The 8,014-nt window shown below is 60.8% G+C and carries 7 protein-coding genes; 2 read left to right on the top strand and 5 right to left on the bottom strand.

Annotated elements, in window-relative coordinates; translation table 11 throughout:
* Positions 1-185: hypothetical protein (locus QZ540_RS07570; protein ID WP_294628915.1), on the top strand; the 185-nt coding region annotated here is incomplete at its 5' end.
* 240 nt (positions 186-425) lie between these two features.
* Here the strand turns inward: QZ540_RS07570 and QZ540_RS07575 are convergent.
* The 5 genes from QZ540_RS07575 to murA form a co-directional block, all read right to left on the bottom strand.
* Positions 426-1,544, bottom strand: coding sequence for a D-alanine--D-alanine ligase family protein (locus QZ540_RS07575; protein ID WP_294628917.1), 1,119 nt, complete (start codon positions 1,542-1,544; stop codon positions 426-428).
* 115 nt (positions 1,545-1,659) lie between these two features.
* On the bottom strand, positions 1,660-2,109 hold the full coding sequence (locus QZ540_RS07580; RefSeq protein WP_141752172.1) for a hypothetical protein: 450 nt from the start codon (positions 2,107-2,109) through the stop codon (positions 1,660-1,662).
* Positions 2,110-2,250: 141 nt separating this feature from the next.
* Positions 2,251-3,369, bottom strand: coding sequence for an NAD(P)H-dependent glycerol-3-phosphate dehydrogenase (locus tag QZ540_RS07585; protein WP_294628919.1), 1,119 nt, complete (start codon positions 3,367-3,369; stop codon positions 2,251-2,253).
* A gap of 111 nt (positions 3,370-3,480) precedes the next feature.
* A complete protein-coding gene (locus QZ540_RS07590; RefSeq protein ID WP_294628921.1) occupies positions 3,481-4,338 on the bottom strand; it encodes a lysophospholipid acyltransferase family protein in 858 nt (285 codons plus the stop codon).
* A complete protein-coding gene (murA, locus tag QZ540_RS07595) occupies positions 4,338-5,771 on the bottom strand; it encodes a UDP-N-acetylglucosamine 1-carboxyvinyltransferase (protein WP_070831212.1) in 1,434 nt (477 codons plus the stop codon). The genes QZ540_RS07590 and murA overlap by 1 nt, the downstream gene beginning before the upstream one ends.
* Positions 5,772-6,459: 688 nt before the next feature.
* Between murA and QZ540_RS07600 the strand changes: the two genes are divergently transcribed.
* On the top strand, positions 6,460-7,908 hold the full coding sequence (locus tag QZ540_RS07600) for a transcriptional initiation protein Tat (protein WP_294628924.1): 1,449 nt from the start codon (positions 6,460-6,462) through the stop codon (positions 7,906-7,908).
* Positions 7,909-8,014 lie beyond the last annotated feature (106 nt).

Here is an 8,014-nt window from a genome sequence, read left to right on the forward strand (position 1 = left end):
TCATACCAATCTTTGAGCTTCAAGATGTGCAACGACCATCTAACGAATCGTTTCATGATTTAGAAGCATCATTTTATGCACTTGTGAGCAGAATTATGTTTTACCTTATCAAGGTCGTTTTAGAACACTCACCCCATGCTTCGAGCACTCTCGGAGTCAAAGTAAGTGATTTTTCTCATGAGTGAAAAACGAGCGATTCTCATCAACACTTAGGGCTGAATACGTACCAATTACCCCTCCCACACAGGCATTAACTTGCCCCAGCACGCAAAAAACGCCCCGGCACGAATCCCTCAAGAATCCGCACCGAGGCGCCTCGTAGCAGATACTACGTAGCGGGAGCTACTCCCCCGCCGTTACGCATTCAATGTCTGAACGCAAACTATAGAACTAGCGCAGTCTCAAGAACTAGCCCAGCCTAAGAATTAGCGCAGACCCAGGGGGCGTTCCATTGCCAGGGTCAGCAGCTCGCTAATCAGGTCGGTGTAGGAAATACCGGTGTTCTCCCACATGGTCTTGTACATCGAAATCGGGGTGAAGCCGGGCATGGTGTTCACCTCGTTGATGACCAGGCGGCCATCCTCGGTGTAGAAGAAGTCCGCACGAGACAGACCTTCGCCGTCCAGCGCCAGGAACGCCTTCACAGCCAGCTCACGCAGGCGATCCTGCACATCCTGCGGCAGGTTCGCCGGGCACACGGTCACAGCGGAAGACTCAGAAACGTACTTTGCCTCGAAGTCGTAGAAGCCGTGGTCCTCATCCACAACTTCGATTTCGCCGGGGTAGGATGCGCGGGGCATCTCGCCGTGGTGACCGTCGAGTACAGCGCACTCGATTTCGCGGCCCACAATACCCGCCTCAATAATGATCTTCGGGTCGTGGCGGCGTGCCTCCTCGATGGCGGGCACGAGCTCCTCCACCGAATCCACCTTGGTAATACCGAAGGAGGAACCTGCGCGGGTCGGCTTCACAAACATGGGGAAGCCCAGCTTCAGCACGCGCTCCAGAATCTGCTCGCGGTCCTCGTGCTCCCACTGGCGGTTGGTGACGACCTCGTAGGGGCCGACCTCCAGGCCAGCGGACTCGAAAGCGACCTTCATGAAGTGCTTGTCCATGCCCACAGCGGATGCGGTCACGCCGCAACCCACGTAGTGCAGGTCAGCCATTTCCAGCAGACCCTGCACGGTGCCGTCCTCACCGAAGGGGCCGTGCAACAGCGGGAAGACAACATCCACCGGCGCGGTGCGGGTAACGTTACCGTCCTCGTTAATCAGGGTCAGGCGGGAATCGCCGGCACCCATCGGCAGGAATACCTGCTGGGTGCCCGCGGGGAACTCTGCGGTGCCGCGAGTGCCGGCGGTCAGCTCGGCGAGCTGCTGCTCATCGGTCAGGTACCAGCGGCCGTCACGGGTAATACCGATAGTGATGACGTCGTAGGCGGTGCGGTCAATAGCGCCCAGAACGCCAGCGGCGGTAATGAGCGAAATGGGGTGCTCGGAGGAGCGGCCACCGCACAGCAGGGCGACGGTCTTCTTCTCGGTCATATATTTCTCCCTGTTCGTTTCGGGGCGTACCCGCCCCACTTACAGCCCATTGTATCGTCTCTTACGGGCCTTTCTGACACTAGTACCCAAGCTGCGGTAACCGCAGATACCGGGGTCATGGCGCACGGTGAATACGCAGCACAGGCCCATCAAATAAGGCGGTAATCAGCTGATGCATGTGCGCATCGTCGGTGGTGAGAGTGGCGGTACGGGGGCGCCTGGGGTGAGTTTTTACCGGTTCCATCACACCTGTACCCGCCAGATGATGAGCGGTAATAGTTAGCACCGCCACACGTTCACGCCGCGTTGGAAACTCAGTGTGCAGTATCTGCCGCAGATATTCAGACACGTTCATGGTGTCCTCGGCAGAACCTGCGGCTGCGAGCACTATAGCGGTTTGAGGCAGCAGGTATGCCCATCGGCGGAATGCCATGACCCCCGTCATCTCCTCGGGGCACGAATCAGCCTGTTCGCCCCAGGGAACCACCACAATATCGGCGCTCTCAAGAGCCTCGTATATATCGGTGGTGTAAGTCACCGGAAGCTGGTGCGCGGTTTCTCCCATATCGGCGGGTTCCCACAGGTATACCGGGCGATCGCACTCGGTTTTTTGAGCTACCGACCCTGTAGCTGCAGCACACAGCGCCCCATACCCTGCGGAGCCCAACACAGCGGTGGTTACCGAGCTCAGGTTCATTGCGTGCTCTTAATGCCCTTCATGTTTAAGGGAACGCCCCAGCAGCTTCGGGGCGAGCTCCTCAATGCCGATGCGGCCCGAAAGCACCGCTACCACAGCCTCCACGATGGGCATCTCCACGCCGTGGCGGCGAGCCAGCTCAGCCACCACGGGCGCCGACTTAATCGACTCAGCGGTCTGGCTCATGTGCTCGTGCAGGCGGTCAGGGGTAATGCCCTGAGCCAGCAGACGACCCGCCGTGTGGTTGCGAGACAGCGGCGAAGAGCAGGTCGCAATCAAGTCGCCCATACCGGCAAGACCGCTCATGGTCGCAGCCTCGCCGCCCAACGCCACCGCCAGACGGGTAATCTCCGCCAGGCCGCGCGTCATAATGGACGCCTTCGAGTTATCGCCATAATTGCGGCCCTCGCAGATACCCACGCAGAGCGCAATCACGTTCTTCACCAGGCCGCCAATTTCGGTACCAACCACATCCGTGTTGGTGTACGGGCGGAAGTAACCGCACGCAATCGCGTGAGCCACAGCCTCAGCCACCGGCAGAGTACGAGCCGCAACCACGGAGGCGGTAGGCTCCTCCCCCATGATTTCCTTCGCCAGGTTCGGGCCCGACAGCACGCACACACGGTGCGGAATATGGCCAATCGCGCGCACATCAGCACCGCGCAGAGCCATAGCCTCTTCCAGCTCCTCAGTAATGACCTGCGACATACGCAGGCCCGTACCGGTCTCCAGGCCCTTCGCCAAAGACACCAGCATGGCGTTCGGCTCAATATAGCGGGCGAAGCTCTGCAACTGCGAACGCAGAACCTGCGCGGGCAGGGCAAGAACCACAATATCCGCACCGGTCAGCGTCGCGGGGGCATCCGCCGTGAAGTGCATGTTATCCGGCAGCTTCATTCCCGGAAAATAGCGGGCGTTCTCGCGGGTGCGCTCGCACTCAGCCATCACCTGCTCATCACGACCGATGAGGGTCACGCGAGTGTCATCGCCGCGCTCACGGGCAGCGTCCGCCGCAATCTTAGCGAAAGCGGTGCCCCAGCTACCGGCGCCGAGCACCGCAATAGACTGCACGGTTGCCGGAGGGGTAAATTCAGGGCTTGATGCGGGGGTGCGTCCAAAGAAGGTCACGAAAACACCTGCTTCTCTTCCTTGCGAGGTTATTGTGCGAGTCCCTGACAGGCGCCTCAGCGAATAGCCGCGGCTCCTGTCAGGGCCTCTACGATTTTCCCAGCTGGGATGCTACTTTTCGTCCGGTTCACCGAGCGCGCCACCGACCGGCCCCGAGGGGGTACCGGGGGCTTCACGACGCTTAGTGCGCGGGTTCCAACGACCAGCAGGTGCCTTCTCACCGCGAATCTTCTCCAGCTCGGCGGTGATAGCGTCCAGCATTGCGTCGGTGACCACGCCCAGTTCGGTGCGGGTGTGCTTAGCCTCGGGGCTGGAATCCTCAACGAGGGAGGCAATATCCAGAGCCTTGCCGACCTTCACGCGAACGGTCTTGCGCGGGAACAGCGAAATCTTACGCTTCTCCTTGATGCGGCCGTCCTCGCCGGCCTCGTCCACGTAACCGAGAATCTGCTCGTCACCCCAGTGCGCCACCGGGAAGACGGGCGCGCCGGTCGCAAGAGCCAGACGAGCCGCGCCGGTACGCGCCTGCATGGGCCACAGCTGCGGATCGTGGGTGGTGGTGCCCTCCGGGAAAATCACGACGGCACCGCCAGCCTCCACAATCTTGCGGGCAGTAATCAGGGACTTACGCGCATCCACCGAACCGCGAACCACGGGAATATGCGCGAGCTTGCGCATAATGTAGCCGAGAACGGGGGCGCGGAAGAGCGAATCCTTCGCCAAGAAGCGCGGCAGGGCGCCCTCAACGAAAGCAGGGAAAGCCACAGTCACCGGGTCAAGCTCGGTGGTGTGGTTAGCCACGATAATGTACCCGCCGCTCTTGGGCAGGTTCTCACGGCCGGCAATCTCAACGCGTGCGATGAGCATGTACAGCCCGCGCGCAGCGTTACCGAGCACCTTGTACAGAGCATCGCCGGAGGCGGTGGGCTCAATCTCAGGCAGAGCCTGCTTTCCCTGCTGTCCGCTCACTAGTCCTGAACCTCAACTTCCTCGGGCTCAACAACGACGATTGCCGCATCGGGCTTGGGAGCCTTCGATGCCTTGCGTGCCAGCACCTCAAAGTTGGCACCCAGGCCCTTGAGCTTCTCCTCGAAGTTCTCGTAGCCGCGAGCAATCAGCTCAACACCGCTCACGTGAGAGGTGCCCTTAGCAGCCAGAGCAGCAATGATGTGGGAGAAGCCGCCGCGCAGGTCCGGAACCTCAATGTCGGCACCGGTCAGCGGGGTGGGGCCAGAAATAATAGCGGAGTGGCCGTAGCCCTTACCCTCGAAACGGCAGGGTGCGCCGCCCACACAGTCACGCATGACGACAATATCTGCACCCATCTGCTTCAGGGCGTTGGTGAAGCCGAAACGCTCCTCGTACACGGTCTCGTGCACGATGGACGCACCCTTAGCCTGGGTCAGCGCCACCACGAGGGGCTGCTGCCAGTCGGTCATGAAGCCGGGGTGCACGTTGGTCTCAAAAACGATGGGCTTCAGCTGAGCACCGGGGGTGCGCTGAGCCGGGTGGGTGAATCGAATACCCTCGGCGGTCACCTCGTACAGGCCGCCCATCTTGCGGAACTGGTTTAGGAACGCGGTCATATCCTTCTGAGCTGCACCGCGAACGAAAATGTCGCCGCCGGTAGCCAGAGCCGCAGAAGCCCAAGAAGCGGACTCGTTACGGTCGGGCAGGGACGCGTGATCGTAGCCGGTCAGCTCATCCACGCCCTCAATGACGATGGTGCGGTCCTCGTTAATGAAGATGATTGCGCCCATCTTCTGCAGAACAGCAATCAGGTCAATAATTTCGGGCTCAATCGCGGCGTTACGCAGGATGGTCTTACCCTTAGCGCGCACACCGGTGAGCAGAACCTGCTCGGTAGCACCCACGGAGGGGTAGTTCAGCACAATCTCTGCGCCCTTCAGGCCCTCTTCGGGAACGATCAGGGTGGTGCCGGTTTCATCGTCCTTCTCAACGACCGCACCGAACTTGCGCAGTGCAGACATGTGGTAGTCAATGGGTCGGTCACCGATCTTGCAGCCACCCAGGTTGGGGATGCGTGCGGTACCGAGGGTGTGCAGCAGCGGGCCCACCATCAGAATCGGAATGCGGGAGTTACCACCGAAGAGCTGAATCTCCTCTGCGTTCTTTGCAGCGGTGGTTGCATCCTGCGCGGGGTTGAGGGTCAGAACACCGGCTTCACGGTCGTAGTCGACCTTCGCACCATGCAGCTCCACGAGGGTGGTAACGATTTCGACATCGCTCAGGTCAGGAACGTTACGCAGGGTCGAGGGGGTCGAACCGTGCAGTGCTGCGACCATAGCCTTGGGCACCAGGTTCTTGGCGCCTCGAACGTGAACCTCGCCAACGAGCGGAGTGCCACCTTCAATGCGAAGCTTGCTGATGTTCTCAGTCATTAAAAATCCTTTGTGGAGTCGGCTGGTTTACGCCGAACTTTAACAGTGTGCCGATACGCCGCGTTCTGTCGTGCCGCGCCCCTGCCGGTAGCAGGGCGAAACGGGCGCATATATTCATCATTATTCTAAGCCCTGCGTAAAGGTGCTCCAAACACTGAAGAGCCTTTGGAACTCGCGACTAGGATTTTGCTCTGATGTGTATATGAAAAACCGGTCTGAACCCTCAGATTCAGAGCCGGAAAAACAGAAAGATACACAAACATTCACACTAATGCAAACATTTTTAGGTTCTTCACCGAAATTTGACGCTAGTTTCGTCTTTTTGACGCACGAATTTGAACTTGAGAGCAACCTCAGCCCTACAATAACGTGCACACTCGTGCCCGCTGAACGGCACCTCCACTCTCAAGGAGAAGCCAACCAGCTCTCAACTGCGGCATCGGCGCCGGCATTGCCGTTGCTCCTCGCAGTACGGGGCCACACGGCAGGGAACGGGCGTGCATTCACTGCATACAACCTTGCGATGACGCCCAACTAAAACGGTTCGGCTTCCTGATTCACTTCAACTTCAAAAATTCACTTCAACATTACCGTAAATATTCGAAAGTCAACCGAAAACCACGGCGCATCGCAACCAACCACAGGTTACTTCGCGGCTGCATCCGCGAATTACCGGAGGACCCCAAAAATGACACATCACAACACTGCATCACGCATTTCGCGCCGTCGCCTCGTACAGGGCGCTGCATGGAGTGCCCCCGTCATCCTCGCCAGCGCAACCGTCCCCGCATGGGCGGCAAGCGGCGAGCCCACCTGCTCCCCCGCCCTGACTCTCAAGCCCACCGCAACCGGCTACGACGACAAGGCAGGCGCATACACCGAATGGCTCGTCCCCGAAGGCGTTGGACGAGTACGATTCGACCTCGTGGGAGGTGCCGGCGGTGCCGCATCTTCCTTTACTCCCCGATACCTGACCGACGTCACGAACGCGGCCCTGGCTGGCGGCGGTGCCGGTGCACAGCTCAGCGGTGTTCTTGCGGTCAAGTCCGGCGACATCCTGCGCGTCTGGGCGGGTAACGGCGGCGTCGGCTCCGCAGCCGGCGCGGAGCCCGCACTCGGTGGCGAAGGCTACGCAGCCGGCGGCGACTCCACCGGCTCCAGCACCGCAACCGGCGCAGCGCAGGTAGTGGACACCGATAGCGGCTACGTGTACGGCGCGTCCGGCGGCGGCTCCTCCGCGGTCGAGCTCGTCCGCGACGGCGCAGTCACCGTCGTAGCCGTTGCCGGCGCTGGCGGCGGTGGCGCACAGCTGGGCACCCTCACTACCCACCAGCGCATCTTTGACGCGCAGCCCAAGGACCAGCTGAACCCGGCACTGCGCGTGGCACTGGACGGCCGTGACGCATCCACCACCGCAGGCGGTAGCGCAGGCGGCGACCTGGGCACCGACAACACCGGTCAGGGCGGCATGCTCATGGCAAGCCCCTACCAGGAGTTCAAGCCCCTTGAGGAGGACGACAAGACCCTGGACATGCGCTTCATGGTCACCGGCGGTACCGCTGGCCGCTCCGGAGTGGCGGGTACCCTCGGTGAGGCGCTGGTCGGCATTCTCGACGAGAATAACGAGCTGAAGCTCCAGCCCATGTCTACCTCCTGGTTCGAATCGTACGATTTCCCGCGCTACTACCTTTACCAGGGCGACTCCGTGCATGAGGGAGAGAAGGGCACCGGCGGTGCGAACGCAACCGGCTCTTACCGCGGTAAGGGCGGCTCCGGCGCGCTGCTTTCCCGAACCCACGGCAAGCTCTCCCTCACCTCCGTAGCATCCGGTGGTGGCGCCGGCTACGGCGGCGGAGGCGCAGGCCTGAACATCTGGACCGTTGGCTCATACTACGAGGGCGTTTTCGGCCGTCAGGTGCAGTTCGAGGGCGAAGGCAACATCTACTCGCTCAGCGCCCTGAGCAGCGGCGGCGGCGCAGGCGGCAGCTACATTAACCACGAGGTGGTTTCTGACTTCGCTCTTGCCACCGCACAGAACGCAAACCCGACCGCGGGCGTGCGCTCCCCCGGTTCTGCAACGCTGTACGGCTGCACCGAGAACGCAACCCTGAACACCCCCATCACTGAGGGTGCCTAAGCTCTAGGTCGTCAATAAATGCGCCTCCCCGGAAGCTGATGCTCCGGGGAGGCGCTTTTATATGCGTACCACGGTTTTGGGTGTAGAAAAGCTCGAAGGCGGCGAC

The sequence above is a fragment of the uncultured Rothia sp. genome, from assembly GCF_916049665.1.
Lineage (GTDB): Bacteria > Actinomycetota > Actinomycetes > Actinomycetales > Micrococcaceae > Rothia.

What these genes read in the sequence shown, in the direction of transcription:
- murA (WP_070831212.1), bottom strand. Translation starts at nt 5,771, where the DNA reads ATGACTGAGAACATCAGCAAGCTTCGCATTGAAGGTGGCACTCCGCTC.
- QZ540_RS07600 (WP_294628924.1), top strand. Translation starts at nt 6,460, where the DNA reads ATGACACATCACAACACTGCATCACGCATTTCGCGCCGTCGCCTCGTA.
- QZ540_RS07580 (WP_141752172.1), bottom strand. Translation starts at nt 2,109, where the DNA reads ATGGGAGAAACCGCGCACCAGCTTCCGGTGACTTACACCACCGATATA.
- QZ540_RS07575 (WP_294628917.1), bottom strand. Translation starts at nt 1,544, where the DNA reads ATGACCGAGAAGAAGACCGTCGCCCTGCTGTGCGGTGGCCGCTCCTCC.